This is a genomic window from Phenylobacterium sp. (genome assembly GCF_031425575.1).
Classification (GTDB): Bacteria; Pseudomonadota; Alphaproteobacteria; order Caulobacterales; family Caulobacteraceae; genus Phenylobacterium.
In genome coordinates this window covers 1-1571 of sequence record NZ_JANPJP010000185.1, presented here as the reverse complement: position 1 = coordinate 1571, position 1571 = coordinate 1, and the positions used below count along the sequence as shown (strand labels likewise).

2 protein-coding genes are annotated in these 1571 nt (G+C 69.1%); one reads left to right on the top strand and one right to left on the bottom strand.

What is annotated here, in order from left to right:
• Window positions 1–643: SDR family oxidoreductase (locus tag RMO97_RS10395; protein ID WP_310540877.1), on the top strand; the 643-nt coding region annotated here is incomplete at its 5' end.
• A gap of 213 nt (window positions 644–856) precedes the next feature.
• Here RMO97_RS10395 and RMO97_RS10390 read toward each other — a convergent pair.
• On the bottom strand, window positions 857–1571 hold a 715-nt coding region (locus RMO97_RS10390; RefSeq protein WP_310540875.1), incomplete at its 5' end, for a prolyl oligopeptidase family serine peptidase.

Sequence of the window (1571 nt, the reverse complement as noted above, 5' to 3'; positions counted from 1 at the left end):
GAAGGATGGAGCTCGCGTCATCGGTCACGGTCGCCATGACGCCGAGGGCGTGGTCGGCGCAGACCTCGCCGACCCCGCAGCCGCCGACCGGCTCTGGGACCTCGCCCTCGCCCGCCTCGACGGCCGGATCGACGTTCTCATCAACAACGCCGGGGTGTTCGAGGCGGTCGCGGTCGACGCCCCCCTGCCCGACTGGCACGGCGCTTGGGCGCGCACCCTGCAGATCAATCTGCAGGCCTGCGCCGACCTCAGCCGCCGCGCGATCCTGCACTGGCGCGAACGCGGCCAAGGCGGGCGAATCGTCAACATCGCCAGCCGCGCCGCCTATCGCGGCGACAGCCCGGCCCACTGGCACTATGCGGCGTCCAAAGCCGGGATGGTGGCCATGACCAAGTCCATCGCCCGGGGCTTCGCCGCCGAGGGCGTGCTGGCGTTTGCCATCTGTCCCGGGTTCACCATGACGGGTGACGCGGGCGACTACCTGGCCAGCCGCGGCGGCGACAAGCTACTGGCCGACATCCCCCTGGGCCGCGTCGCCGATCCTGCCGAGGTGGCGGCGGCTGCGGTCTGGCTGGCCCTGGAGGCGCCGGCGTCGCTGACCGGCGCGGTGCTGGACATCAACGGGGCGAGTTTCGTGCGGTGAGGCGTCACCTCCCCCGCGAAAGCGGCGGGAGGGGGACCGCCGGCCGAGGCCGAAGGCCGCCGAGCCGGGGGTGGAGGGGGAAAGCCCCGTCCGCTGAGCCCCGAAGGTCCGGTCGATCCACCGAGCTTGCGGCCTGCCCCCTCCCCCATCGGCTCTTCGCTACGCTCGGCCAATGGGCCCCCTCCCGCCGCTTTCGCGGGGGAGGTAGGAGGATCAATCCATCAAACGCTGCATCAGGTACGTGAACTCCAGCGCCTGCCGCAACGCGCGTTCATTGAGGTTGGCGGCCGCCGCATGGCCGCCGTCCATGTTCTCCCAATAGAGGTAGTCGTAGCCGTATTCTTTCAGCCGCGCGGCCGCCTTGCGGGCGTGGGCGGGGTGGACGCGGTCGTCCTTGGTGGAGGTTTCGAGGAACACCCGGGGATAGGGCCGGCCGGGCTTCAGATTCTGATAGGGCGAATAGCTCATCAGCATGGCGCGCTCGACCGGGACCGCCGGGTCGCCGTACTCACCGATCCAGGAGGATCCCGCGCCGATGTGGCTGTAGCCGATCATGTCGAACAGCGGCACCTGTATGACGATGGCGTTGTAAAGCTCCGGTCGCTGGGTCAGGGCGACGCCCATCAGCAGCCCGCCGTTCGAGCCGCCGACGATGCCCAACTTCTTCGGGTTGGTGATCTTGCGCGCGATCAGGTCCTCGGAGACCGCGAAGAAGTCCTCATAGACCCGCATGCGGTTGAGCTTCAGCCCGGCGTTGTGCCAGCGCGGCCCGAACTCGCCGCCGCCGCGGATATTGGCCACCACGAAGACGCCGCCCTTTTCCAGCCAGAGCTTGCCGGTGGCGCCGGAATAGGCCGGGGACTGGCTGACCAGGAAGCCGCCATAGGCGTTCAGCAAGGTGGGATTGGACCCATCCATCTTCATGTCT